Genomic DNA, 23,681 nt, shown 5'->3' on the forward strand with positions numbered 1-23,681 from the left:
GTGGCTCCTGTTTAAGACTGAGGTTTTTCAGATTGCGTTTGCGGCTGTTGATCCGCTTTCGCATCATCTGTTACTTCCTGCGGCGTGACCTGTGCGCCCGGTTTGGCACGCTGAATGCCGACCGAAATAACGCGATCGCCAGCCTGTACGCCCTGGGTTACCAGCCACTTATCACCAATTGCCTGCTGAGCGGTCACGTTACGCACGGCCACTTTATTATCCTGACCGACCACCATCACCGTAGCCTGACCGGTTGGCGTGCGGGCGACCGCCTGTTGCGGAACCAGGATAGCGTTTGGATTGGTGCCTTCTTCCAGACGCGCACGCACGAACATGCCTGGCAGCAGACGTTGATCCTTATTCGGGAAGACCGCACGCAGCGTAATCGAGCCGGTGGTTTCATCAACGCTAACATCAGAGAATTCCAGGGTACCTGGCTGCTGATATTCGCTACCATCAGGCATCATCAGCGTCACGTTGGCTTTGCCATCGGTTTGCTTTAACTGGCCCGACTCCAGCTCTTTACGCAGACGCAGATATTCATCGCTGGACTGCGTGACATCGACATACATGGGATCGAGCTGTTGTACGGTAGCCAGAGCGGTGGTTTGCCCGGTTTGCACCAGCGCGCCTTCGGTAACAGCGGATTTACCGATACGGCCGCTAATGGGTGAGGTGACCTTGGTGTAGGCGAGATTGATGCGCGCCGTTTCCACATTCGCCTTCGCAACCGCCACGGCGGCGGCGGTCTGGCTCTGGGTGGCCATCGCCTGATCGTAATCCTGCTGGCTAATATATTTTGTTCCCAGCAGCGGCTGATAACGTTTTACCGTTACCGCAGCGATTTGCGCGTTGGCCTGCGCCTGCGCCAGATCGCCTTTCGCGCTGTTATAAGCGGCCTGATAAGGTGCCGGGTCGATCTGATAGAGCGATTCTCCCGCTTTAATATCGGTGCCTTCAACAAAATTGCGTTTCAGAATAATGCCAGAAACCTGCGGGCGTACTTCCGCCACGCGGAAGGCGGAGGTTCTTCCCGGTAATTCAGTGGTGATTTTCAACGGTTCGCTTTTCAGCGTTATTACGCCAACTTCAGGCGCTTGCTGCTGCTGGCCTTCCTGCTGGGATTTATCATCACATCCTGTTAGCAAAAAGCTGCCTGAAAGCATCAGGACGGCCGCCAGAGGCGTTAACCCTCTGTTATTTTTCATAAATCAACCTCGATTGTTCAATATCGGTTGGTCAATGGATCACAAACCGTTGAGCCATTGCTGCGTTTAAATTGTGGTCATGCTATGTTACATACATTCGCAAATGTATGTAAATCTGCCGCTTGGTAAAAGCACTCACTATGGCACGAAAAACCAAACAGCAAGCCCTTGAAACACGGCATCAAATTCTTGACGCCGCCATCGCCCGCTTTTCAGAATTCGGTGTTTCAGCGACCTCACTGGCTGATATCGCCACAGCGGCTGGCGTAACGCGCGGCGCTATCTACTGGCATTTTAAAAACAAGACCGATCTGCTGAATGAGATCTGGGCGCAGTCTGAGTCAGGCCTGGAGGACGTTGAGCAAGAGTATCGGGCAAAATACCCAGACGATCCACTTTCTGTGCTGCGCGCCATGCTGCGCTATGTTTTTGAAGCGCTGGCCAGTGACCCGCGGCGGCGTTCACTGCTGGAAATTATCTTTCATAAATGTGAGTTTGTCGGGGAGATGCTGCCGTTACAAATTATGCAGCAAAATCTTTACCTTGAATGTTATGAAAAGATAGAACAGTCGCTGAGCCACTGCATTGCGCTGGGCCAGCTGCCTGCCGAGCTGAATATGCGGCGGGCGGCCATTATTATTCGCGGCTATATTACCGGCATTATGGAAAACTGGCTGTTTATGCCGGATAGCTTCGATCTTGAGCAGGATGCGCCGATCCTGGTCGAAACGCTGATTGATATGCTGAAAACCTGCCCCAGCCTGCGCCCGTCGGCTGTGGGCCAGGCTTGTTAGGCGCTTAGCCAGGCTGCGGCATCTGCCTTTTTTTTTCAAAATCGCGGCGCACAATTTCCAGCGCCGCCAGCACGGTTTCCGGCGGGATCGCGTGTTGTTCCAGCAGCATAATCAGATCAACCGCCAGTTTAACTTCATCAGAGGCGCCTTCCAGCGACATAGTTTGCTCCTTAACGTCGTATCACGCGCGCTACCGCGACCAGCAGTAACGCGCCCGCCAGCGCCAGCAACAGCGCGCGCGGATGCAGGTTTGCCAGCGTTCCCCAGTTAAAATACACGCTAATATAGCCGCCGACCAGGGCGCCGATAGTGGCTAAAATCAGCGTTGGCAGCCAGCTGCTGCGGCCCGGTAGTAACTTGCCCGCGACCAGCCCCACCAGCAAACCAATAACGAGCCAGGATAATAATCCCATTGTGATGTCCTTAATTAAGCGCTGATTGCAAAACGGTAAATAACAATAGATAAAATAGCCTGCCAGCGGCTGCAGTACAGTCAGCCTGCTGTGATAAAGTGATCCCGGTAGTTTTTTCACGGGGCAGGGCATGCAGCGCATTATCTTACTTATTATTGGCTGGTTGGCTATCGTACTGGGCACGCTGGGCGTGGTGTTGCCGCTGTTGCCGACTACACCTTTTATTTTGCTGGCCGCCTGGTGTTTCGCCCGTTCCTCGCCGCGTTTTCATGACTGGCTGCTCTATCGTTCCTGGTTTGGCGCCTATATTCGCCACTGGCAACAGCATCGCGCCCTGCCGCCTGGGGTAAAGCTACGCGCCATGCTGCTGATTATCTGCACGTTTGCGCTCTCGATCTGGCTGGTAAAGATCGTCTGGCTGCGCATTATGCTGCTGGGCATGTTGGCGCTGTTATTGCTGTTTATGTGGCGTATGCCGGTGGTCGAAGCGGAAAATAAACACGATTAACCGCGTTAAATGTATAAATTAACTTTTTAGCTTATCGATTTTCAAACACTTAAACTGCCGACATGGCAATCGGAGTTGCATTTGTCCTGCGGTTTGCTTAGATTTGTTCGTTTTCGTGCGTGGCTTCCCTGAATTTATTCTTTTGCGTCTGCGGAATTATCCGTCAGCGTAAGGCGAAGCTGCGCGAGTCAGTTTAGTATTCACCAGGCATAACATTATGACCGCGACTGCACAGCAGCTTGAATTTCTTAAAGACAGTATTAAAAGCGTACCGGATTATCCGAAGCCGGGTATCCTGTTTCGTGATGTCACCAGCTTGCTTGAAGATCCGCGCGCTTTCACCACAACGATTGATCTGTTCATTGAACGCTTTCGCGATCGGGGAATCACCAAGGTAGTGGGTACCGAGGCGCGTGGCTTCTTGTTTGGCGCACCGGTAGCGTTGGGATTGGGCGTTGGCTTCGTGCCCGTGCGCAAGCCTGGCAAGCTGCCGCGTGAAACCTTCAGCGAAACCTACGATCTGGAATATGGCAGCGACCAGCTTGAGCTGCATCGCGATGCGATTAAGCCGGGCGACGTGGTGCTGGTGGTGGACGATCTGCTGGCGACCGGCGGTACGATTGAAGCCACCGTTAAGCTGATCCGCCGCGCCGGTGGCGAGGTTAAAGACGCCGCTTTTGTCATCAATCTGTTCGATTTAAATGGCGAAGCCCGCCTCAATGCGCTGGGTATCGATTGCTACAGCCTGGTCTCCTTCCCGGGCCACTGAGTTTCCCGCCTTCAGCCTCGCCGTAGCGGCGGGGCTGTGTTAGCATGTCCCACTGGTTTTCAACACATCTTGTGAACGAATGAGTTATCAGGTCCTTGCCCGCAAGTGGCGTCCACAAGCGTTTTCCGATGTCGTTGGTCAGGAGCATGTCTTGACTGCGCTGGCGAACGGACTGTCGCTGGGACGCATCCACCACGCTTATCTTTTTTCCGGCACCCGAGGCGTCGGGAAGACCACCATTGCGCGTTTGCTGGCCAAAGGGCTCAATTGCGAAACCGGCATTACTGCCACGCCGTGCGGCGTCTGCGATAACTGTCGCGAAATTGAACAGGGTCGCTTTGTCGATCTGATTGAAATCGATGCCGCCTCGCGCACCAAAGTTGAAGACACCCGCGATCTGCTGGATAACGTGCAGTACGCGCCCGCGCGCGGCCGTTTTAAAGTCTATCTGATCGATGAAGTACATATGCTGTCGCGTCACAGCTTCAACGCGCTGTTGAAAACGCTGGAGGAGCCGCCAGCGCACGTTAAATTCCTGCTGGCGACCACCGATCCGCAAAAGCTGCCGGTGACCATTCTTTCCCGCTGCCTGCAATTCCATCTTAAAGCGCTGGATGTCGATCAAATTCGTCAGCAGCTGGAATATGTGCTGGAGCAGGAAAATATTCCGGCAGAGCTGCGCGCATTACAGCTGCTGTCACGCGCGGCGGATGGCAGTATGCGCGATGCGCTGAGCCTGACCGATCAGGCGATCGCCAGCGGAGAAGGGCAGGTCACCACTGAGAGCGTCGCGGCGATGCTGGGCACGCTGGATGACGATCAGCCGCTGGCGTTGATTGAAGCCTTAGCCGCCGCCGACGGGCAGCAAACCATGGCGCTGCTGCAACAGGCGGCCAGCCGTGGCGTGGAGTGGGAGGCGCTGCTGGTTGAGATGCTGCGCCTGTTGCACCGTATCGCCATGATCCAACTGTTGCCGACTGCGCTCAGCGAAGAGTATGCCGGGGTTGAGCAGCGCCTGCGCGAGCTGGCGCGCGTGGTGCCACCCGCCGATGTACAGCTCTATTATCAAACCATTTTAATGGGGCGCAAAGAGCTGCCGCTGGCGCCCGATCGCCGCATGGGCGTTGAAATGACCCTGTTGCGTGCGCTGGCGTTTCATCCGCAGGTGGAGATTGCCGAGCCGGTAACGCGTCCGGTAATGACGCCGCAGCCTAACGTGCAGGCGCCGCCGTCTGCCGCTGCCGCCGCGTTTTCCGCCCCGGAAGCAGCGAAAGCACCTCCGACAATGGCTTCCGGCACGCCGGAGCCGCCGTTGCCCGATACCACCAGCCAGCTACTGCAGGCGCGAACGCAGCTGTTGCGCCAGCAGGGAGCGAACAAAACAAAAAAGAGTGAGCCGGCAGCGCAACATGCGCGGCCGGCAGGCTCGGCGCTGGAACGTCTCGCTCAGGTAACGGAGCGTGTCGCCAAACGACCAGCAACGGAACCGGCAGCGCCCGCGAAGAAAGAAGCCTACCGCTGGAAAGCGCAGCATACGGCAACGGAAAGCGAAGCACCGCCGGTAGCGACGCCAAAAGCGCTGCGTTCCGCGCTGGAGCATGAAAAAACGCCGGAGCTGGCCGCAAGGCTGGCCGAGGAAGCGCTGGAGCGCGATGCCTGGGCGGCGGAAATCGCCACGCTGACGCTGCCGAAGCTGGTGCAGCAGCTGGCGCTCAACGCCTGGAAAGAGCAGACGGCGCAGGGCATTTGCCTGCATTTACGCAGCAGCCAGCGCCATCTTAACTCCGCTTCAGCGCAGCAGGTATTAACCGAGGCATTAAGCAACGCCAGCGGCAAGTCGGTTGAATTGACTATCATTGAAGATGATAATCCTGCGATATTGACGCCTCTGGAGTGGCGTCAGAAGATTTATGAAGAAAAACTGACGCAGGCGCGTCAGGCCATCATTGCGGATAGCCATATTCAGACGCTGCGTCGCTTTTTTGACGCCGATCTGGATGAGGAGAGTATTCGCCCCGTTTGAATCGCCGCATAACCGGTAACGGCTTACGCGGCCTGAGCAAAGAGAGAAGACTATGTTTGGTAAAGGCGGTTTGGGCAACCTGATGAAACAGGCCCAGCAGATGCAGGATAAAATGCAGCAGGTACAGCAAGAGATCGCTGAAATGGAAGTTACCGGCGAGTCTGGCGCAGGCCTGGTGAAAGTCACCATCAACGGCGCGCACAACTGCCGTCGCGTCGAGGTGGATCCCAGCCTGATGGAAGATGACAAAGATATGCTGGAAGATCTGGTTGCGGCGGCATTCAACGATGCGGCGCGCCGTATCGCCGAAGCGCAGCAGGAGAAGATGTCTTCCGTTTCCTCCGGCATGCAGCTGCCGCCGGGCTTTAAGATGCCGTTCTGATGCAAACCAGCCCTTTGCTGGAGTCGCTAATGGAAGCGCTGCGTTGCTTGCCGGGCGTTGGCCCGAAATCAGCGCAGCGCATGGCGTTTCAGCTGTTGCAGCGCGATCGCAGCGGAGGCATGCGCCTGGCTCAGGCGCTTACGCGCGCTATGTCAGAGATTGGTCACTGTACGGACTGTCACACCTTTACCGAACAGGAAATTTGCACCATTTGCGCGAACCCGCGTCGCCAGCAAAACGGGCAAATCTGTGTGGTGGAAAGTCCGGCCGATATTCATGCCATCGAGCAAACCGGGCAGTTTGCCGGACGTTACTTTGTGCTGATGGGGCATCTTTCACCGCTGGACGGCATCGGCCCACAGGATATCGGACTGGATCGCCTTGAGCAGCGGCTGGAGAAAGAAGCCATTCAGGAAGTGATCCTGGCGACCAATCCCACGGTAGAAGGCGAGGCCACGGCCAACTATATCGCCGGACTTTGCGCGCAGTACGGCGTTGATGCCAGCCGCATCGCGCACGGCGTGCCGGTTGGCGGTGAGCTGGAAATGGTCGATGGCACCACGCTGTCGCATTCATTAGCCGGACGCCACAAGATTAAATACTGACCACTTGCTGGCACATTCGCATGTGCCAGCTTGAAAAGCTTTTTCCCATCCCCATCTCTTCCTCAACGTTCGATAAACCTGTTTCAGTTGAGGTAGCCAAAACATGAAAGGACAAGAGACGCGTGGTTTCCAGTCAGAGGTAAAACAGCTTCTGCACCTGATGATCCATTCCCTCTATTCGAATAAAGAGATCTTTCTGCGCGAGCTGATTTCCAACGCCTCGGATGCGGCGGACAAGCTGCGCTTTCGCGCACTTTCCACGCCGGATCTGTATGAAGGCGACGGCGAGCTGCGCGTTCGGGTTTCTGTCGATAAGGAAAACCGCACGCTGACGCTGAGCGATAACGGCATCGGCATGCGTCGTGATGAAGTGATCGAGAACCTCGGCACCATCGCTAAATCGGGCACCAAAGCGTTCCTTGAGTCGCTTGGCTCCGATCAGGCGAAAGATAGCCAGCTGATTGGGCAGTTCGGCGTCGGCTTTTATTCGGCGTTTATCGTGGCCGATAAGGTTACCGTGCGTACCCGTGCTGCGGGAGCGGCGCCGGAAGAGGGCGTGTTCTGGGAATCTGCTGGCGAAGGCGAGTACACCATCGACGATCTGACCAAAGCGGATCGCGGTACCGAAATCACGCTGCACCTGCGTGAAGGCGAAGATGAGTTCCTCGACAGCTGGCGCGTACGCAATATCATCAGCAAATATTCCGATCACATCGCGCTGCCGGTGGAGATCGAAACCAAAGATGAAGAGAGCGACACCACCAGCTGGGAAAAAATCAACAAGGCGCAGGCACTGTGGACCCGCAACAAAGCGGAGATCAGCGATGACGAATACAACGAATTCTATAAGCACATCGCGCACGATTTCAGCGAGCCGCTGGCCTGGAGCCACAACCGCGTTGAGGGCAAGCAGGAATATACCAGCCTGCTCTATATCCCGGCGCGCGCGCCATGGGATATGTGGAACCGCGATCATAAACATGGCCTGAAACTCTATGTGCAGCGCGTCTTTATCATGGATGACGCTGAACAGTTTATGCCGAACTACCTGCGCTTTGTGCGCGGCCTGATCGACTCCAACGACCTGCCGTTAAACGTTTCGCGTGAAATCCTGCAGGATAACCGCATTACGCAAAACCTGCGCAGCGCGCTGACCAAACGCGTTCTGCAGATGCTGGATAAACTGGCGAAAGATGATGCTGAGAAATATCAGCAGTTCTGGAGCGAGTTCGGCCTGGTGTTGAAAGAAGGCCCGGCGGAAGATCATGCGAACCAGCAGGCGATCGCCAAACTGCTGCGCTTTGCTTCCACCAGCAGCGAAGGCGCAACGCAAACCGTCTCGCTGGAAGAGTATGTCAGCCGGATGGTGGAAGGGCAGGAGAAGATTTACTACATCACCGCCGACAGCTACGCCGCCGCGAAAAGCAGCCCGCACCTGGAGCTGTTCCGTAAAAAAGGCATCGAGGTGCTGCTGCTCTCCGATCGTATCGACGAATGGATGATGAGCTACCTGACCGAGTTCGACGGTAAAACCTTCCAGTCGGTCAGCAAAGCGGACGAAACGCTGGACAAGCTGGCGGACGAAGAGAACGACGCGCAGAAAGAAGCGGAAAAAGCGCTGGAGCCGTTCGTTGATCGCGTGAAAACGCTGCTGGGCGACCGGGTGAAAGAGGTGCGTCTGACGCATCGTCTGACCGACACGCCTGCTATCGTTACCACCGAGGCCAATGAAATGAGCACGCAGATGGCCAAACTGTTCGCCGCAGCGGGACAGGCGGTGCCGGATGTGAAATATCTCTTTGAGCTGAACCCGGATCACGCGCTGGTGAAACGCGCAGCGGATACCCAGGATGAAGCGCGCTTTGCCGAATGGGTGGAGCTGCTGCTTGATCAGGCGCTGTTTGCTGAACGCGGTACGCTGGAAGATCCAAACCAGTTTATTCGTCGTATGAACCAGCTGCTGCTGGGTTAAACCGGATTGACGCAAGCATAAAGCCGACCGCGCGTCGGCTTTTTTTTTGCAGCATGGATTCCGAAAAAGCGCGGTTTCCTGCCGTCAGGCTGGATCCTATGGATAAATCGGTTGATGATAGCGGCAGGTAACGCACTCACTATTGCCAGAGCCGCTGCCAGCCCCGTTTCCTTGTGATGATCGGGGCTTAATGGTATGTTCTTGGCCTTCTGGTTAGATCATGAATTCGCAAGGGGATTTACGCAATGCGTATTATTCTGCTCGGCGCACCGGGCGCAGGTAAGGGCACACAGGCTCAGTTTATTATGGAGAAATACGGTATTCCGCAAATCTCCACGGGTGACATGTTACGTGCGGCGGTTAAAGCCGGTACGGAGCTGGGCAAACAGGCGAAAGCCATTATGGATGAAGGCAAACTGGTGACCGATGAGCTGGTTATCGCGCTGGTAAAAGAGCGTATTGCGCAGGAAGACTGCCGCAACGGTTTCCTGCTGGACGGTTTCCCGCGCACCATTCCGCAGGCCGATGCCATGAAAGAAGCCGGTATCAAGATTGACTGCGTGCTGGAGTTCGATGTGCCTGACGAACTGATCGTTGAGCGTATCGTTGGCCGTCGCGTGCATGCGCCGTCAGGCCGCGTCTATCACGTGACCTTTAACCCGCCGAAGGTTGAAGGCAAAGATGATGTCACCGGCGAAGAGCTGACCACGCGTAAAGACGATCAGGAAGAGACCGTTCGTAAGCGCCTGGTGGAATATCACGAAATGACCGAGCCGCTGGTGGCCTATTATCAGCAGGAAGCGCAGGCGGGCAATACGCAGTACCACAAAATCAACGGTACGCGTAAAGTCGCCGAAGTCAGCGCCGAACTGGCGACAATCCTCGGCTAACGCACAGCATTGCTGACCCTCTCAGGGATATCTGCCGGATATCCCTGATCTCCTTTCTTTTCGCTCCCGCTTTGCCATCATCACGCCATCCGGCGCGCTTTCCTCTATACTTTGCCGCTAAGCGTTTTCATCTCTTGTAAGGAAAGGTTTTTCCGGCGAGCTTATCTCTCTCCGCCAGGGTAAAATCAGCGCGTAAAACAAGTTAATCCATTTGAAAAAACAGGGATATACGATGAGGCAAGATAAACCCGGCGTCTTGCTGGTCAACCTGGGTACGCCCGATGCGCCAACCACGCCAGCGGTTAAACGCTATCTGAAACAATTTCTCAGCGATAAGCGTGTGGTAGATACGCCGCGCTGGCTCTGGTGGCCAATCCTGAACGGCGTCATTCTGCCGATCCGCTCTCCGCGCGTATCGAAGCTTTACGCCTCGGTATGGATGGAAGAAGGCTCGCCGCTGATGGTATTCAGTAAACGTCAGCGTGATGCGCTGGCCGCCAGGCTGGATATTCCCGTTGAGCTGGGCATGAGCTATGGCAATCCCAGCCTGAAAAGCGCAATGGATAGCCTGATGGCGCAGGGCGTTACGCGGCTGATTGTGCTGCCGCTCTATCCGCAATTCTCCTGCTCCACGGTGGCAGCGGTTTGGGATGGCCTGACCAGCGTTTTCGCCGGTTACCGCTCGATGCCCAGCGTGCATTTTATTCGCGACTACGCCGAGCACCCGGCCTATATTGCCGCGCTGAAAGCGTCGGTTGAGCGCTCTTTTGCGCAGCACGGCAAGCCCGATCTGCTGGTGATGTCCTATCATGGCATTCCGCAGCGCTTTGCCAATGAGGGTGACGATTACCCGCAGCGCTGCCGCGATACCACCGAGGCGCTCACGCGTGCGCTGGGGCTGAGCGATAACGAAGTGATGATGACGTTCCAGTCGCGCTTTGGGCGTGAACCGTGGCTGACCCCCTACACCGATGAAACCATGCGCGGTTTACCGGCAAAAGGGGTACGTCATATTCAGATCATGAGTCCCGGTTTCTCCTCTGACTGCCTGGAGACGCTGGAAGAGATCAGTGAGCAAAACTGTGAGTTCTTTATGCACGCGGGCGGGGAGAAATTTGAATATATCCCGGCGCTGAACGATGACGCTGCTCACATCGATATGATGCTGGCGCTGGTGAACGCGCATCGCTGAGTAACGGCGGGGAGTGTGGTATCATTCTCCGCCTGTTTATTCTGAAGCTATCAATCATGAAATTTCCCGGCCAACGCAAATCCAAACACTATTTTCCCGTCAACACTCGCGATCCGCTGTTACAGCCGGTGCAACCGGAAACGGAAACCAGCACCAGCTGGATCGTCGGCATCGATCAAACGCTGGTTGATATTGAAGCAAAAGTGGATAACGCTTTTGTGGCGCGTTATGGGCTGAGCGTGGGTCACTCGCTGGTGATTGAAGATGAGGTGGCGGATGCGCTCTACGCCGAGCTGATGCGGGAAAATTTGATCACCCACCAGTTTGCTGGTGGCACCATCGGCAATACCATGCATAACTACTCGGTGCTGGCCGATGACCGTTCGGTGCTGCTGGGCGTGATGTGTAATAACGTGCAGATTGGCGGCTACGCCTATCGCTATCTCTGTAATACCTCAAGCCGTACCGATCTTAACTATCTGCAGGGCGTGGACGGCGCGATTGGCCGCTGCTTTACGCTGATCGGCGATAACGGCGAACGTACTTTCGCTATCAGCCCCGGCATGATGAACCAGCTGCGTCCGGAAAGTATTCCTGAAGAGGTGATCGCGGGCGCGTCGGCGCTGGTGCTGACCTCTTATCTGGTGCGTTGCAAAGCCGGAGAACCGATGCCGGAAGCGACCATGCAGGCGGTCGCCTGGGCGAAACAGTACAACGTGCCGGTGGTGCTGACGCTGGGAACCAAGCATGTTATCGCTGAAAACCCGCAGTTCTGGCGAGACTTCCTGCGCGAGCACGTTTCCATTCTGGCGATGAACGAAGAGGAAGGGCTGGAGCTGACCGGCTATGCCGATCCGCTACAGGCGGCGGATAAAGCGCTGGAGTGGGTGGATCTGGTGCTGTGTACCGCAGGCCCCAACGGGCTTTATATGGCGGGCTACACCGAAGAGAGCGCAAAGCGTCAAACCAACCTGCCGCTGTTGCCCGGTGCGATTGCAGAATTTAACCAGTATGAGTTCAGCCGTGCGATGCGCTATCAGGATTGTCAGCAGCCGCTGCGGATCTACTCGCACATTGCGCCCTATATGGGCGGGCCGGAGAAGATCATGAACACCAACGGCGCGGGCGACGGCGCGCTGGCGGCGCTGCTGCATGATATCACCGCAAACAGCTATCACCGCAACAACGTGCCTAACTCCAGCAAGCATGCCCGCAACTACCTGACCTATTCTTCGCTCTCTCAGGTGTGTAAATATGCTAACCGCGTAAGCTATCAGGTGCTGAATCAGCATTCGCCGCGTTTGACGCGCGGCCTGCCGGAACGGGAAGATAGCCTGGAAGAGGCTTACTGGGAGCGGTAAAAAAGCAGCGCGGCGTGATGCCGCGCTGGTTATTCAGGAAGGGTGATGCGGATTGAGGATGGGCTGCGCTTCCAGTCCAGCTTTCAGCATCGCCAGCATACTGTTAGCGATTTCGCGTTCGCCCATGATCACATTATCGGCACCGCGCTCAAGGATATAGTGCACTTCGTCGTCATAATGCGCGCGGGCGATAATCTCCAGATGTGGATGTTTTTCACGCGCCGCGGCGATAATTTCGCCCGCCTCATAGCCGTTGGGTATGCTCATCAGCAGCCAGCGTGCGCAGTCCAGCCGCGCCAGCTCCATGGTTTCAGCACGCGCAGCATTGCCCAGAATGGCTCTGATGCCTTGCTCACGCAGCGCTTCGACACGCGGACGAGAGTTCTCAACCACCACGATAGGCACTTCAGCTTCCACCAGCAGCTTGCCTACCAGGCTACCAACGCGACCGTAACCGACAATCACCGCATGGTTGCAGATATTAACCGGAATCTGTTTCTCTTCTTCCGTGGCCTCTTCCATGCTCTGCTCTTCGAAATTTTCACTTTTTTCCAGAAAGCGTTCCAGCAGCGTAAACAGAATCGGGTTAAGCATAATCGACAGAATGGCGCCCGCCAGCACCAGGTTACGGCCTTCATCGCTGAGCATATCCAGCGAAATACCGAGTCCGGCAAGAATAAAGGCGAACTCGCCGATCTGCGCCAGGCTAACGGAGATGGTCAGCGCCGTGCGCCGTGAATGGCCGAGCAGCGTTACCAGCAGCCAGGCCGCCACCGATTTACCAAACACGATAATCGCTAATACGCCCAGCACCGCCAGCGGCTGCTGAACCAGGATCATCGGATCGAACAGCATGCCCACCGAAACGAAAAATAGTACGGCAAAGGCATCGCGCAGCGGCAGCGTATCATGTGCGGCGCGATGGCTCAGTTCCGACTCATTCAGCACCATACCGGCGAAAAAGGCGCCCAGCGCAAAGGAGGCGTCAAAAAACTCTACCGCGCCAAAGGCGATGCCCAGCGCCAGCGCCAGCACCGACAGCGTAAACAGTTCGCGTGAACCGGTGGCGGCGCTGCGCGCCAAAATCCACGGGACGACCCGACGGCCCACCACCATCATCAGCACCATAAAGGCCGCGACTTTACCGATGGTAAACAACATATCCCATGCCAGCAGCGTAAAGCTGGCGTTGCCTTTTTCCATCATGCTGGCGATAGCAGGCAGCAGCACCAGCGTCAGCACCATGACTAAATCTTCAACAATCAGCCAGCCTATAGCAATCTGGCCGCGCTGCGTATCGATCAGCTGTCGCTCTTCCAGCGCGCGCAGCAGCACCACGGTACTGGCGGTAGAAAGACAGAGACCAAACACCAGCCCGGTCATCCATTCCCAGCCCAGCGCCATGCTCAGGCCCATCCCCAAAAGCGTCGCCACGGTGATTTGCGCAATCGCGCCGGGAATGGCGATTTTTTTGACCGCCATCAGATCTTTAAATGAGAAGTGTAGCCCGACACCAAACATCAGCAGGATAACGCCCAGCTCTGCCAGCTCCTGCGCCAACCCCATATCCGCCACGAAACCCGGCGTAAAAGGACCTGACAGAACGCCCGCCAGCAAATAGCCCACCAGAGGAGAAATGCGTAGCCTACTGGCGAGCATTCCCAGGAGAAAGGCGAGGACAAGGCCTCCGACGATGGTGGTGATCAGCGGGGTGCTGTGATGCATGCGTTCTCCTTCTGTTTGTAACTGTGTCCGGTTGTAACCAGTGTAAAACAATATAGGGGCGGCAGTCTGAAAATAAATGCTTAGAAAGCGAAAAAAGTGCGGAACCTCTAAAAAAAAGGCAATGAGCGCCATTTTTTTTACTTATGTCGCGTAACGCTTGATGAGTAAGGCTACCTGGCTTTGCAAAATTGCAAGAATAGCGCCGTAAACAGGATTAACCTGTCATATTAAAGCAATGAAATGCCTGTAAAAGCCTGTAAAGATGAAAAGGCAGCTGTTTCGCAGGTAATTTCCTGTGAGGAAAGAACAGGGCGCAGCGAGATACGTTATGGCGCAGCGCTATTGTTCTTCAGGCATCACTCAGATAAGCACCGCGACGGGTTACAAATTTGCTGGCTTACCGTACTATTATGGCAGCAAATAACCGGCTGCCGCTGGCTGATTCAGCCGGAAATCGCGTCGACAAGGAGAATAACGTTGCGTTTTATCAATCCTCTAATCATAGGCGGGATCCTCTCGCTGGGCCTGCTTTCATCGCAGGCGCAGGCATGGGAAAAGGGTCGCGTCTATAAATTTACCGTGCTGCATACTAACGATCATCACGGACGCTTCTGGCATAACGAACAGGGCGAATATGGCCTCGCGGCGCAGAAAACGCTGATGGACACTATCCGTTATGATGTGCAGGCGCACGGCGGTGCGGTACTGATCCTCTCCGGCGGCGATATTAATACCGGCGTGCCGGAGTCCGATCTGCAGGATGCAGAGCCCGATTTTCGCGGCATGAATCTGGTTGGCTATGATGCCATGGCTATCGGTAACCATGAGTTCGATAATCCGCTTTCCGTGCTGCGCCAGCAGCAAAAGTGGGCCAAGTTTCCTTTGCTCTCGGCGAATATTTATCAGAAAAGCAGCGGCCAGCGCCTGTTTCAGCCCTGGGCGCTGTTTAACCGAATGGGCCTGAAAATAGCGGTTATCGGCCTGACAACCGACGACACCGCCAAAATCGGCAATCCTGAATATCTGACCGATATCGAGTTCCGCTCTCCCGCCAGCGAAGCGAAGCAGGCGGTGGAAACGTTACGCGCCACGGAAAAGCCGGACGTCATTATTGCCGCTACCCATATGGGCCATTACGACAACGGTAAGCACGGTTCTAACGCGCCCGGCGATGTGGAAATGGCGCGCGCCTTGCCGCGTGGCTATCTCGATCTGATTGTTGGCGGTCACTCGCAGGATCCGGTGTGCATGGCGCAGGATAATCAGAAGCAGGCCGATTATGTGCCGGGTTCGCCCTGCGTGCCCGATCGTCAGAACGGCACCTGGATTGTCCAGGCGCATGAGTGGGGTAAATATGTCGGCCGCGCCGATTTCACCTTCAGCGACGGCGTACTGACGCTGGAAAATTATCAGCTGATCCCGGTTAACCTGAAGCACAAGATCAAGAACAGCGCAGGGAAAGATGAGTGGATTAACTACCAGCAGGAGATCTTGCCAAACAGCGCCATGATGAAGCTGTTAACGCCTTTCCAGAAAAAGGGCGAAGCGCAGCTGAATGTGCAGGTCGGCAGCGTTGACGCGCGGCTGGAAGGGGATCGCAATAAAGTTCGCTTTGTGCAGACCAATCTGGCGCGCCTGCTGCTGGCTGCGCAAATCGACCGCACCAAAGCGGACTTTGCCGTGATGAGCGGCGGCGGCGTGCGCGATTCTATCGAAGCGGGTTCGATCAGCTACAAAGATGTGCTTAAGGTTCAGCCGTTCGGCAATACGGTCTGCTGGGTAGAGATGAAAGGCAGCGAGGTCGAAAAATATCTGGCGGTGGTAGCGAATAAGCAGGTGGATTCCGGTGCCTATGCGCAGTTTGCCAACGTGAGCCTGATCGCTGACGGACAGGGCGTGAGCGCGGTAAAAATCAACGGCGAGCCGCTCCAGGCGGACAAAACCTACCGCATGGCGACGCTGAGCTTTAACGCCAACGGCGGCGATGGTTATCCGGTGATCAATACGTTACCGAGTTTTGTGAATACCGGTTTTGTCGATGCGGAAGTGCTGAAGCAGTATATCGAACAGCACTCACCGTTGAAGGCAGACGCCTATGCGCCGAAAGGGGAAATTATCTATCGTAGCGCGGCGGAGAAAGAGAAACTGGAGCAGCAGGAGAGCCGCCGACGCAGCTATCCCCAGATGATTCTGGCCTGGTTCAGCGGTAAAGAGTAACCGCAGGCCCGCCGTTGCCACCGGCGGGCCTGAATTTATGCGCTATGGCAGGGCGCCCGCCATTTTTCCCGCAGCTTATCCCATACCCAGTTATAAACCACCGTGTAGGGCAGGAAGAACAGAAAGAAACCGACCTCCAGCATAAAGGCCTGCAGCAGCCCGATGCCCAGCATCATTGAGGCCACCGGCAGGCCGATAATAATAAAGCCGCCCTCAAAACAGAGAGCATGCATAATACGTAGCCACAGCCCGCGCTTGACCCGATCGCGTGGAAAGAGCCGGTCAAACACAGCGTTATAAATAATGTTCCACACCATAGCGATAGTGGAAAGCGCCAGCGCCACCGCGCCCATCTGAAAAAGCGGTTTGTTCATCACCGCTGCGGCCAGCGGCGAAACCATCAAAATCGCCAGCGCCTCAAAACCTACCGCATGTAATAAGCGTTCTTTAAACGAACGGGTCTGCATAATATCTCCTTTAAAATCGGTCTTATTACGCCTGAAATGCAGGCCGGTAATAAGCTGACGCCCATTTTCCGGCTTTTCTGAGATAGAATGAAACTATCTCCCATCGGAAAAAGCGATAGAACGATGCGTTATTCACCGGAATCATTACAGGCTTTCGTTGAGACAGTCGAAAAAGGCTCTTTTTCAGCGGCCGCGCGTGCGCTGGGGAAAAGCCAGTCTACGGTGAGTGCCGCGATTGCTAATCTGGAAGCGGATCTGGGATTTAAGCTGTTTCATCGCGCCGGGCGTGAACCGGTGCTGACCGAGGCGGGGGCGCGAGCGCTGCGTCAGGTTCAGGAGATCCTGGCGGCCAGCCAGCGGCTTGATGAACTGGCGGTGCGCTTATCACACGATAGCGAACCGCGCCTCAGTATGGCGATTTCCGATTTCTGGCAGGCGGATCATCATGAACAGCTGCTGAAGCGTTTTGCCGCGCGCTATCCGCACATTGAGTTTGAATGCATGATTGCCGAAGATGAGGACGTTATCGATCTGCTGCAAAGCAACCGCATTCATCTGGGCGTGATTCGCGTACAGTCGGCGTTACCGGTGACCATCGCCGCCTCGCGTTTGCAGGTGCAGGCGCAAATGGCGGTGTTTATTCATCGCGATCATCCGCTGGTTGCCCGGCAGGCAGTCAGCCAGGCGGAACTGGCGCAGATCCGGCAATTAAAGCTGAATACCTGGGCTGGCGTCAGGGAAAGTATTTCCTGCGGTCAGGTCTGGTCGGCGCCTTCCTATTTGCTGCTGCTGGAGATGGCGGAGCAGGGGTTTGGCTGGTCGATTCTGCCGCGCTGGCTGGTGGAGCAGTTTGGTCATGGCGTCTTGCGTATGCTGCCGGTGGCGGGCTGGCCGCAGAATATTGCGGTGGACGCCGTCTGGTCAACCCGCACCCCACCGGGACCCGCGGGGCGCTGGATGATCGATCAGCTCTGCGCGCAGCGCGCCTAATCCTGCCGCGCAATATCCACCAGGCTCGCCTCTAACAGCGCCGCCAGATCGCCCGCCGCCAGTTCGATATCCAGGCCGCGTTTGCCGCCTGAAATAAAAATGGTGGGGAAGGCGGCCGCCTGGCTATCGATCACCGTCGGCAGGCGTTTTTTTTGCCCCAGCGGGCTGATGCCGCCAATCAAATAACCGGTAACGCGCTGCGCCAGCTGTGGATCGGCCATTTCTGCCTTTTTAGCGCCCAACGCCTTTGCCACTTTTTTCAAATCGAGCTGGCTGGCGACCGGCGTCACCGCCACGGCCAGCTGTTTGGCATCACCGTTAAGCGCCACCAGCAGCGTTTTATAAACCTGCTGTGGGTTCAGGTTCAGCTTACGCACCGCCTCATCGCCGAAGTGCGTCTCGTTGCTGTCATGTTGATAGGGATGCAGCGTAAAAGGGATTTTTTTCTTTTTCAGCAGTTTTATTGCGGGTGTCATGATCTTTTCCTGACAATGAAAAATGAATCTGGTGAAAAATAGCGCTGGTTAAATTGCAGGCTTTGAGAGAAAATTGCCGCGTGTCAGCTATGCAATGGCTGATTAATAACCAAAATCATAAACACATTCCTCTTTGACGGGCCGATAGCAATATTGGCCTTTTTTTTATCTGCGCTTTAACAGATCCGGCAGATTATTTTCGCCATACAGGTGCAGCGCGCCAACTGCCACAACATAACGCCCCGGCGGCAGATCCCGCAACAGCCTGTTCCAGCGCTGATTGCGCTGGCGCATCAGCAGATCGTTTAGCTCAGTGCTGAAGGTGGTCGGCAATGCGGTGCGGCTCTGCGGCGGCGGCTTTTCCAGCCACCAGCTGATCATGGTCTGCAACAGGCGCGCGTTGGTGTGCCAGTGCTCCAGCGTATCGGCCAGCAGCGACTCGCCATCTTCCGGCAGGGTTTTAAGAATATCGAGCTGCTCGCTGGCGCCTTCCAGTTCAATAATGCGCCGACCCTGCGCGTGCGCCGCCTGCAACAGCTGATAATCGATACCGTAATCGGGGCGCAGACCCAGCCGCTGCGCCTGTTGCGCCTGCAGCATCAGCGCGATTTGCCACAACGGCAACGCCTCAAGCTGAGCCAGACTCAGGTTCAATTCGTCGCACAGCCGCTCCAGCTGCTGCAGCGTTGCGGCATCCAGGCGTTGCGCCAGCGGCGGCTGGGGTTCGTTATAGGTGAAAGGCGAGGCGCTGCCGGTGATATCGGCTTCAACAATCAAGGCATCCGCCTTTTCCAGCAGTGTGAGCAGCGCTGGCGGCAGCGGCATCATATTGCGCGTGCCCATATGAATACTGCCCACCAGATGCAGCTGTCGGCCCGGCAGCCAGATATCCGTGGCTGGCCAGCGATACTGCTTCGGAACCAGCCTGCGCAACAGCGTGGTCAGGTTGTGCTGCCATCTCTCCATTCTTTCACCCTTTGCCGCCAGTAAACCCCTCATGCTAGCGGTTTCATTTACCGATGAACAGGCGAAAGCGCTGACTTCTTTCCGGGAAGCCAGCGCCTGGTTGCGAAACTTCCTCGCGTCGGGCTATTGGCCGGGCGGCTGATAGCGCAGCAGCCGGTTGGCATTGCTCACTACGGTAATCGAAGAGAGCGCCATCGCCGCGCCCGCAATCACCGGGCTGAGCAGCGTGCCGGTCAGCGGCCAGAGCACGCCCGCCGCGACCGGAATCGCCAGCGCATTGTAAACAAAGGCGCCCAGCAGATTCTGCTTCATATTACGCAGCGTCGCTTTGGCAATCGCCAGCGCATCGACCACGCTGTGCAGATCGTGACGCATCAGCGTAATTGCGGCGGTTTCGATCGCCACGTCGCTGCCGCCGCCCATGGCAATGCCGACGTCAGCCTGCGCCAGCGCCGGGGCGTCGTTAATACCGTCGCCGATCATCGCCACTTTATGGCCCGCCTGCTGCAGTTGAGTAATCGCTGCCGCTTTGCCATCCGGCAGGACGCCAGCAATCACCCGATCCAGACCCGCTTCGCGCGCAATGGCGTCGGCGGTGATTTCATTGTCTCCGGTCAGCATAATCAGCTGATAGCCCAGCCCATGCAGACGCTGCAACGCGCTCACGCTCTCGGTACGCAACGGATCGCGGATCAATAGCAAACCCGCCAGCTCACCCGCCACCGCCAGAAACACCGGTGTCGCCCCGTTGGCCGCCTGCTTATCGGCAAGCGATATGGCCTGTTCCGCCGCAACCTGCTGCTGCGTCAATAAGGCGGCGTTGCCCAGCAGCATCGGCTTGCCTTCCAGTTGAGCGCTCACGCCCATCCCGCGCAGAGTGCGAAACTGGCTGTTTTCCGGCAGCGCCATATCCGCGGCACGATCGCGAATCGCTTTCGCCAGCGGATGGTTAGAGCCCTGTTCCAGCGCCGCCGCCCAGCGCAGCACCTGTTCTTCGCTGAAACCGTTGAAGGTGACGATTTCGGTAACCTGCGGCGCGCCCTGGGTCAGCGTCCCGGTTTTATCAAATACCAGCGTATCCAGCTCGCTGGCGCGCTGTAGCGCATCGGCATCGCGCACCAGCACGCCAAACTCCGCCGCCCGACCAACGCCAGCGATAATCGACATCGGCGTGGCCAGCCCTAACGCGCAGGGGCAGGCGATAATCAGCACGGTAGTGGCAATCACCAGCATATAGACCAGCGACGGCTGCGGACCAACCACATACCAGACGGCGGCGCTGAACAGCGCAATCGCCACCACCACCGGCACAAACACGGCAGAAATACGGTCTGCCAGCTGGCCGATGGCTGGTTTACTGCTTTGCGCCTGACGCACCAGCTGAATAATGCGCGACAGCGTGGTGTTTTTACCGATGGCGCTGGCGCGAAACAGCACGCTGCCGTCCTGTACCAGCGTCCCCGCATGTAACGGCTCATCCGTGGATTTGCACTGCGGCACCGGCTCGCCGGTCAACATCGATTCATCCAGCCAGGCTTCGCCTTCGGTAATCACGCCATCAACCGGCACGCGATCGCCGGTCACCAGCCTTAATACCATGCCCAGTTGAACATCGTTTAGCGCAACGGTTTTCTCACCTTCAGCGCTGACAACGCGTGCCGTGGCGGGGGTTAAATCCAGCAGCCGTTCCAGCGCTTTTGAGGAGCGCTGACGCGCCCGCTGTTCCAGCGCATGGCCCAGGTTAATCAGGCCGATAATCATGGCGCTGGCTTCGTAATAGAGATGACGCGCGGCGGCCGGGAAAAATTCTGGCCACAGATTGACGCTAATGGAATAGAGCCAGGCGGCGAGCGTGCCCAGCGCCACCAGCGTATCCATGGTGGCGGAGCGATTGAGTAAACTGCGCCACGCGCTGCGGTAAAAATGTCCGCCTGCAACCACCATCACCAACAGCGTCAGCACGCCGACCATCAGCCAGCCGCTGCGATTGCTGGCGGTGAGCATCATATTGTCGCCAAACAGGCCGTAAATCATCAAAGGCACGCCAAGCGCCAGCGCCAGTGCGGACTGCCAGCTAAAGCGGCGCATCGCCTGACGCGCGCCAAGCTGCTGCTTTTCACGCCGTTCGTTCTCGTCGCCAATCACTTCCGCACCGTAGCCCGCAGCGTTAACGGCGTCCACCAGCGCCGCGGGCTGCGGCGAACCAATCACCAGCGCGCTGCGCTCGGCAAGATTAACCCGCGCCTGCTGCACGCCTGCCACCTGAGCCAGCGCCTTCTCTACGCGGCTAACGCAGCTGGCACAGCTCATGCCGTCAATCAGCAGCTGATAATTTTCAGCTGCCTCATCAGCCTGGGTAGAAAGCGCCGCGCTTTGCGCAGCGGCGTCTTGTTGCTGGGTTGTCAGGCGTGAACCATCCGCCGCGGCCTTAACCTGAGCGGGGAGATCGTTATTATCCGCTGGCAGCTGGCTTGCAGTCGCTGTCAGCGGTTCAGGCTTTGGGCGCGCATTATCCTGCACGCTGGCGTGATAGCCTGCCTGCTCAACGGTGGCGACCAGCGCCTCAGCGGCAGCATCGCCGGTGACGCGCGCTTCATTCAGCGAAACGTCCGCTTGCTCAACGTCCTGACGCTGTTCCAGCGCCTCTTTGACACGTTTAACGCAGTGGCCGCAGGTGAGGCCGTCCAGCGTGAGAAGGGTGGTATGTGACATAAGGTACTCCTTACTTTTCAGGCACGATAAATCATCGGAGCATTAAGCTTAAACCTTCCATCAAGGGGAAGGTCAAGTTTTTAACCTGCTGATAATGTGTGCGGATAAAACGCTTTGTCGGCCAGAACAAAACAGAAAAGTGAAGGAGGGGAATCTGCTGTTGTCCACTTTGCAGATTCAGCGTTATTCTGACTGTCGTAGCGTAAAGGGGGGCAAAATGAATATTAGCGATGTGGCAAAAAGAACCGGCTTAAGCAGCAAGGCAATCCGCTTTTATGAAGAGAAAGGGCTGGTGACGCCGCCGCTGCGTAGCGAAAACGGCTATCGCAGCTATACGGCGCGCCATCTGGATGAGCTGACGCTGCTGCGCCAGGCGCGCCAGGTGGGTTTCACCCTGGATGAGTGCCGCGAGCTGGTGCATCTGTTTAACGATCCGGCGCGTCACAGCGCGGATGTGAAGGCGCGTACGCTGCAAAAAGTCAAAGAGATCGAGGCGCATATTCTGGAGTTAAACCTGATGCGGGAGCGCCTGCTGGCGCTGGCGGAGGCATGTCCCGGCGATGAGAGCGCAGACTGCCCGATTATCGATAACCTTGCCGGTTGCTGTCAGCGGACAAAAAATTAACGGCCTTGCGTTTCAGTGTCCAACGGCCTGATGCGTAACGTTACGCCCTCTACGCAAATCACTACCACGCGCGTCCCGGCAGCGAGTTCGCTTTCCGCCTGCACGCGCCAGCTGCTGTCGCCAACGCGGACATGACCCAGGCCATTTACCAGATCTTCATCTAATGTCAGCTGCATGCCGGTCATCTGTATGCCGCGCTGGTTAAGCAGCATGCCGGGATCTTTCTGGCGCAGCGCCAGCCAGCGATACCAGAGAAACGCGGCAAGCAGCGTCAGCAGCGCGAACAATACGCCCTGCGTTCCCCATGAAAAGGGCATCAGCCAGCGTATTAATCCCACCGCCAGCGCCGCCAGCCCGCTCCAGAGCAGATAGCCGCTGGTGCCCAGCATCTCCGCAATCAATAACAGGCCGCCCAGCGTTAACCAGAACCAGTGGGGATGGTTAATCACCGCCGCCAGCATTATTTCGTACTCCGCGTCTGCCTGCTTTCGTTCAGGAGTTCGCTGATACCGGCGATAGAACCCATAATGCTGGTGGCGTCTAACGGCATCAGCACTACTTTGCTGTTATCGGCGGAACCAATATGTTGCAGCGCATCGGTATATTTCTGCGCCACAAAGTAGTTCACCGCCTGGATATCCCCGGCAGCGATCGCCTCTGACACCATTTTGGTAGCGCGGGCTTCCGCTTCTGCTGCGCGTTCGCGCGCTTCCGCCTGCAGGAAAGCGGCCTGGCGGTCGCCTTCCGCTTTTAAAATTTCCGACTGTTTCTCCCCTTCGGCGCGTAAAATCGCCGCCTGACGAATCCCTTCCGCCGCCAGAATATCGGCGCGCTTGGTGCGTTCCGCTTTCATCTGCGCATTCATGGCGGCAATCAGCTCCTGCGGCGGACGCACATCGCGTATTTCGATACGCGTTACCTTGATCCCCCAGGGATTGGTGGCTTCATCCACGATATGCAGCAGACGCGTATTGATGCTGTCACGCTGCGACAGCATTTCATCCAGCTCCATGGAGCCAAGCACCGTGCGGATATTGGTCATCGTGAGGTTAATAATCGCCTGATCAAGGTTGCTGACCTCATAGGCGGCACGCGCCGGATCGATAACCTGAATAAAGCAGACGGCATCGATGGTGACATTGGCGTTATCTTTGGAAATGACTTCCTGAGAAGGCACGTCGAGCACCTGCTCCATCATATTGATCTTGCGACCAACACGGTCCATAAGCGGTACTAAAAGATTTAAACCGGGCTGCAGCGTTTTGGTATAACGGCCAAAACGCTCCACGGTCCACTGATAGCCCTGCGGCACAATTTTTACGCCTGACCAGACGATAATTAACGCAACCACAATAAGCACCGGGATCACAGCAAGCATAAAACCTC

The 23,681-nt window shown here is 56.6% G+C and carries 23 protein-coding genes and 1 other annotated feature; of the genes, 13 read left to right on the forward strand and 10 right to left on the reverse strand.

What is annotated here, in order from left to right:
* Nucleotides 1–11: 11 nt before the first annotated feature.
* A complete protein-coding gene (locus J2X14_RS13705) occupies nucleotides 12–1,208 on the reverse strand; it encodes an efflux RND transporter periplasmic adaptor subunit (RefSeq protein WP_352411743.1) in 1,197 nt (398 codons plus the stop codon).
* Nucleotides 1,209–1,348: 140 nt separating this feature from the next.
* Between J2X14_RS13705 and acrR the strand changes: the two genes are divergently transcribed.
* Complete coding sequence (acrR, locus tag J2X14_RS13710; RefSeq protein WP_352411744.1) at nucleotides 1,349–2,002, forward strand: multidrug efflux transporter transcriptional repressor AcrR; 654 nt, start codon at nucleotides 1,349–1,351, stop codon at nucleotides 2,000–2,002.
* Nucleotides 2,003–2,006: 4 nt separating this feature from the next.
* Here the strand turns inward: acrR and rsmS are convergent, their stop codons facing one another.
* Both rsmS and J2X14_RS13720 read right to left on the reverse strand, forming a co-directional pair.
* A complete protein-coding gene (rsmS, locus tag J2X14_RS13715; protein ID WP_352411745.1) occupies nucleotides 2,007–2,162 on the reverse strand; it encodes a pleiotropic regulatory protein RsmS in 156 nt (51 codons plus the stop codon).
* Nucleotides 2,163–2,172: 10 nt separating this feature from the next.
* Nucleotides 2,173–2,415, reverse strand: coding sequence for a GlsB/YeaQ/YmgE family stress response membrane protein (locus J2X14_RS13720; RefSeq protein WP_352411746.1), 243 nt, complete (start codon nucleotides 2,413–2,415; stop codon nucleotides 2,173–2,175).
* 130 nt (nucleotides 2,416–2,545) lie between these two features.
* Between J2X14_RS13720 and J2X14_RS13725 the strand changes: the two genes are divergently transcribed.
* The 9 genes from J2X14_RS13725 (at nucleotide 2,546) to J2X14_RS13765 (ending at nucleotide 12,117) form a co-directional block, all read left to right on the forward strand.
* Nucleotides 2,546–2,923 (forward strand): DUF454 family protein, encoded by a 378-nt coding sequence (locus tag J2X14_RS13725; protein WP_352411747.1) that lies wholly within the window; start codon nucleotides 2,546–2,548, stop codon nucleotides 2,921–2,923.
* Between the two features lie 217 nt (nucleotides 2,924–3,140).
* Entirely contained in the window at nucleotides 3,141–3,692 is a 552-nt protein-coding gene (gene apt, locus J2X14_RS13730) for an adenine phosphoribosyltransferase (RefSeq protein WP_352411748.1), read from the forward strand.
* A 79-nt stretch (nucleotides 3,693–3,771) separates the two neighbouring features.
* Nucleotides 3,772–5,715, forward strand: a complete 1,944-nt coding sequence (gene dnaX / locus J2X14_RS13735) for a DNA polymerase III subunit gamma/tau (protein ID WP_352411749.1) — start codon at nucleotides 3,772–3,774, stop codon at nucleotides 5,713–5,715.
* Nucleotides 5,057–5,118, forward strand: a sequence feature (DnaX frameshifting element). It overlaps the preceding gene by 62 nt.
* Nucleotides 5,716–5,767: 52 nt before the next feature.
* Nucleotides 5,768–6,097 (forward strand): YbaB/EbfC family nucleoid-associated protein, encoded by a 330-nt coding sequence (locus J2X14_RS13740; protein WP_352411750.1) that lies wholly within the window; start codon nucleotides 5,768–5,770, stop codon nucleotides 6,095–6,097.
* Nucleotides 6,097–6,702 carry a recombination mediator RecR gene (gene recR / locus J2X14_RS13745; protein WP_352411751.1) on the forward strand — a complete coding sequence of 202 codons (606 nt, stop codon included), beginning with the start codon at nucleotides 6,097–6,099 and terminating at the stop codon, nucleotides 6,700–6,702. The genes J2X14_RS13740 and recR overlap by 1 nt, the downstream gene beginning before the upstream one ends.
* 103 nt (nucleotides 6,703–6,805) lie before the next feature.
* Nucleotides 6,806–8,674 carry a molecular chaperone HtpG gene (htpG, locus tag J2X14_RS13750; RefSeq protein ID WP_352411752.1) on the forward strand — a complete coding sequence of 623 codons (1,869 nt, stop codon included), beginning with the start codon at nucleotides 6,806–6,808 and terminating at the stop codon, nucleotides 8,672–8,674.
* 245 nt (nucleotides 8,675–8,919) lie between these two features.
* Nucleotides 8,920–9,564 carry an adenylate kinase gene (gene adk / locus J2X14_RS13755; RefSeq protein WP_352411753.1) on the forward strand — a complete coding sequence of 215 codons (645 nt, stop codon included), beginning with the start codon at nucleotides 8,920–8,922 and terminating at the stop codon, nucleotides 9,562–9,564.
* Nucleotides 9,565–9,796: 232 nt separating this feature from the next.
* Nucleotides 9,797–10,756: a ferrochelatase gene (hemH, locus tag J2X14_RS13760; protein ID WP_352411754.1), complete on the forward strand. Its 960-nt coding sequence runs from the start codon at nucleotides 9,797–9,799 to the stop codon at nucleotides 10,754–10,756.
* 56 nt (nucleotides 10,757–10,812) lie between these two features.
* Nucleotides 10,813–12,117, forward strand: coding sequence for an inosine/guanosine kinase (locus tag J2X14_RS13765; protein ID WP_352411755.1), 1,305 nt, complete (start codon nucleotides 10,813–10,815; stop codon nucleotides 12,115–12,117).
* 33 nt (nucleotides 12,118–12,150) lie between these two features.
* Here J2X14_RS13765 and ybaL read toward each other — a convergent pair whose 3' ends face one another.
* A complete protein-coding gene (gene ybaL / locus J2X14_RS13770; protein ID WP_352411756.1) occupies nucleotides 12,151–13,842 on the reverse strand; it encodes a YbaL family putative K(+) efflux transporter in 1,692 nt (563 codons plus the stop codon).
* Between the two features lie 486 nt (nucleotides 13,843–14,328).
* Here ybaL and ushA point away from each other — a divergent pair, with 486 nt between their 5' ends.
* Nucleotides 14,329–16,059 (forward strand): bifunctional UDP-sugar hydrolase/5'-nucleotidase UshA, encoded by a 1,731-nt coding sequence (ushA, locus tag J2X14_RS13775; protein WP_352411885.1) that lies wholly within the window; start codon nucleotides 14,329–14,331, stop codon nucleotides 16,057–16,059.
* A gap of 35 nt (nucleotides 16,060–16,094) precedes the next feature.
* On the opposite strand, the gene J2X14_RS13780 is transcribed toward ushA, so the two are convergent.
* Nucleotides 16,095–16,526: a multidrug/biocide efflux PACE transporter gene (locus J2X14_RS13780; protein ID WP_352411757.1), complete on the reverse strand. Its 432-nt coding sequence runs from the start codon at nucleotides 16,524–16,526 to the stop codon at nucleotides 16,095–16,097.
* A gap of 123 nt (nucleotides 16,527–16,649) precedes the next feature.
* On the opposite strand from J2X14_RS13780, the gene J2X14_RS13785 reads away from it, so the two are divergent.
* Complete coding sequence (locus J2X14_RS13785; RefSeq protein ID WP_352411886.1) at nucleotides 16,650–17,516, forward strand: LysR family transcriptional regulator; 867 nt, start codon at nucleotides 16,650–16,652, stop codon at nucleotides 17,514–17,516.
* Here the strand turns inward: J2X14_RS13785 and ybaK are convergent.
* From ybaK to copA, 3 genes are all read right to left on the reverse strand, one after another.
* A complete protein-coding gene (gene ybaK / locus J2X14_RS13790; protein ID WP_352411758.1) occupies nucleotides 17,513–17,992 on the reverse strand; it encodes a Cys-tRNA(Pro)/Cys-tRNA(Cys) deacylase YbaK in 480 nt (159 codons plus the stop codon). The genes J2X14_RS13785 and ybaK overlap by 4 nt on opposite strands.
* A 165-nt stretch (nucleotides 17,993–18,157) precedes the next feature.
* The gene (locus tag J2X14_RS13795) at nucleotides 18,158–18,958 is read right to left on the reverse strand and encodes a TraB/GumN family protein (protein ID WP_352411759.1); all 801 of its coding nucleotides are present in this window, start codon (nucleotides 18,956–18,958) and stop codon (nucleotides 18,158–18,160) included.
* A gap of 123 nt (nucleotides 18,959–19,081) precedes the next feature.
* Nucleotides 19,082–21,670 (reverse strand): copper-exporting P-type ATPase CopA, encoded by a 2,589-nt coding sequence (gene copA / locus J2X14_RS13800; RefSeq protein WP_352411760.1) that lies wholly within the window; start codon nucleotides 21,668–21,670, stop codon nucleotides 19,082–19,084.
* A 217-nt stretch (nucleotides 21,671–21,887) separates the two neighbouring features.
* Here copA and cueR point away from each other — a divergent pair, with 217 nt between their 5' ends.
* Nucleotides 21,888–22,295 carry a Cu(I)-responsive transcriptional regulator gene (gene cueR, locus J2X14_RS13805; protein ID WP_352411761.1) on the forward strand — a complete coding sequence of 136 codons (408 nt, stop codon included), beginning with the start codon at nucleotides 21,888–21,890 and terminating at the stop codon, nucleotides 22,293–22,295.
* Here cueR and J2X14_RS13810 read toward each other — a convergent pair.
* Together J2X14_RS13810 and J2X14_RS13815 are read right to left on the reverse strand one after the other, a co-directional pair.
* Nucleotides 22,292–22,756 (reverse strand): NfeD family protein, encoded by a 465-nt coding sequence (locus J2X14_RS13810; RefSeq protein ID WP_352411762.1) that lies wholly within the window; start codon nucleotides 22,754–22,756, stop codon nucleotides 22,292–22,294. The genes cueR and J2X14_RS13810 overlap by 4 nt on opposite strands.
* Nucleotides 22,756–23,673, reverse strand: coding sequence for an SPFH domain-containing protein (locus J2X14_RS13815; protein WP_352411763.1), 918 nt, complete (start codon nucleotides 23,671–23,673; stop codon nucleotides 22,756–22,758). Before J2X14_RS13815 ends, J2X14_RS13810 begins: the two co-directional genes overlap by 1 nt.
* Nucleotides 23,674–23,681: the final 8 nt, after the last annotated feature.

It is taken from the genome of Mixta sp. BE291 (genome assembly GCF_031457955.1).
Taxonomy (GTDB): Bacteria; Pseudomonadota; Gammaproteobacteria; order Enterobacterales; family Enterobacteriaceae; genus Mixta.

Excerpts from the sequence above, each read along its gene's own strand:
- J2X14_RS13705 (WP_352411743.1), bottom strand. The coding sequence starts at position 1,208 with ATGAAAAATAACAGAGGGTTAACGCCTCTGGCGGCCGTCCTGATGCTT.
- acrR (WP_352411744.1), top strand. The coding sequence starts at position 1,349 with ATGGCACGAAAAACCAAACAGCAAGCCCTTGAAACACGGCATCAAATT.
- rsmS (WP_352411745.1), bottom strand. The coding sequence starts at position 2,162 with ATGTCGCTGGAAGGCGCCTCTGATGAAGTTAAACTGGCGGTTGATCTG.
- J2X14_RS13720 (WP_352411746.1), bottom strand. The coding sequence starts at position 2,415 with ATGGGATTATTATCCTGGCTCGTTATTGGTTTGCTGGTGGGGCTGGTC.
- J2X14_RS13725 (WP_352411747.1), top strand. The coding sequence starts at position 2,546 with ATGCAGCGCATTATCTTACTTATTATTGGCTGGTTGGCTATCGTACTG.
- apt (WP_352411748.1), top strand. The coding sequence starts at position 3,141 with ATGACCGCGACTGCACAGCAGCTTGAATTTCTTAAAGACAGTATTAAA.
- dnaX (WP_352411749.1), top strand. The coding sequence starts at position 3,772 with ATGAGTTATCAGGTCCTTGCCCGCAAGTGGCGTCCACAAGCGTTTTCC.
- J2X14_RS13740 (WP_352411750.1), top strand. The coding sequence starts at position 5,768 with ATGTTTGGTAAAGGCGGTTTGGGCAACCTGATGAAACAGGCCCAGCAG.
- recR (WP_352411751.1), top strand. The coding sequence starts at position 6,097 with ATGCAAACCAGCCCTTTGCTGGAGTCGCTAATGGAAGCGCTGCGTTGC.
- htpG (WP_352411752.1), top strand. The coding sequence starts at position 6,806 with ATGAAAGGACAAGAGACGCGTGGTTTCCAGTCAGAGGTAAAACAGCTT.
- adk (WP_352411753.1), top strand. The coding sequence starts at position 8,920 with ATGCGTATTATTCTGCTCGGCGCACCGGGCGCAGGTAAGGGCACACAG.
- hemH (WP_352411754.1), top strand. The coding sequence starts at position 9,797 with ATGAGGCAAGATAAACCCGGCGTCTTGCTGGTCAACCTGGGTACGCCC.
- J2X14_RS13765 (WP_352411755.1), top strand. The coding sequence starts at position 10,813 with ATGAAATTTCCCGGCCAACGCAAATCCAAACACTATTTTCCCGTCAAC.
- ybaL (WP_352411756.1), bottom strand. The coding sequence starts at position 13,842 with ATGCATCACAGCACCCCGCTGATCACCACCATCGTCGGAGGCCTTGTC.
- J2X14_RS13780 (WP_352411757.1), bottom strand. The coding sequence starts at position 16,526 with ATGCAGACCCGTTCGTTTAAAGAACGCTTATTACATGCGGTAGGTTTT.
- J2X14_RS13785 (WP_352411886.1), top strand. The coding sequence starts at position 16,650 with ATGCGTTATTCACCGGAATCATTACAGGCTTTCGTTGAGACAGTCGAA.
- ybaK (WP_352411758.1), bottom strand. The coding sequence starts at position 17,992 with ATGACACCCGCAATAAAACTGCTGAAAAAGAAAAAAATCCCTTTTACG.
- J2X14_RS13795 (WP_352411759.1), bottom strand. The coding sequence starts at position 18,958 with ATGGAGAGATGGCAGCACAACCTGACCACGCTGTTGCGCAGGCTGGTT.
- copA (WP_352411760.1), bottom strand. The coding sequence starts at position 21,670 with ATGTCACATACCACCCTTCTCACGCTGGACGGCCTCACCTGCGGCCAC.
- cueR (WP_352411761.1), top strand. The coding sequence starts at position 21,888 with ATGAATATTAGCGATGTGGCAAAAAGAACCGGCTTAAGCAGCAAGGCA.
- J2X14_RS13810 (WP_352411762.1), bottom strand. The coding sequence starts at position 22,756 with ATGCTGGCGGCGGTGATTAACCATCCCCACTGGTTCTGGTTAACGCTG.
- J2X14_RS13815 (WP_352411763.1), bottom strand. The coding sequence starts at position 23,673 with ATGCTTGCTGTGATCCCGGTGCTTATTGTGGTTGCGTTAATTATCGTC.